This is a genomic window from Pseudomonas sp. HY2-MNA-CIBAN-0224, from assembly GCF_040310285.1.
Lineage (GTDB): Bacteria > Pseudomonadota > Gammaproteobacteria > Pseudomonadales > Pseudomonadaceae > Aquipseudomonas > Aquipseudomonas helleri.
In genome coordinates this window covers 1-247 of sequence record NZ_JBEOPQ010000789.1, presented here as the reverse complement: position 1 = coordinate 247, position 247 = coordinate 1, and the positions used below count along the sequence as shown (strand labels likewise).

General features: G+C 43.3%; 1 protein-coding gene. It reads right to left on the bottom strand.

Going from position 1 to position 247, the window contains the following annotated elements; genetic code table 11:
• Positions 1-247, bottom strand: a 247-nt coding sequence (locus tag AAEZ03_RS28465) for a phosphoribosylaminoimidazolesuccinocarboxamide synthase (protein WP_350583321.1), incomplete at both ends; no start/stop codon positions are given.

Genomic DNA, 247 nt, shown 5'->3' with positions numbered 1-247 from the left:
ATGTACTGACGACAAATGGCTTCCACTTTAATTGGACGGGCTTTTTGCACTATCCACACAAAAGGGTGTGGGATATCTAAGATATGGCTATCAGCTAAGCCATTTTCGGCAAATAAACTAAACCAATGGTTTGAAATGGCATTGAGTGCCGCGCCTTTGCCTGGGATGCCTTGCAAGTTACCTTCGCCATGAAAAATACAATCAAAAGCAGAAATTCTGTCACTGATCACCATAATCGCTAGTGGCG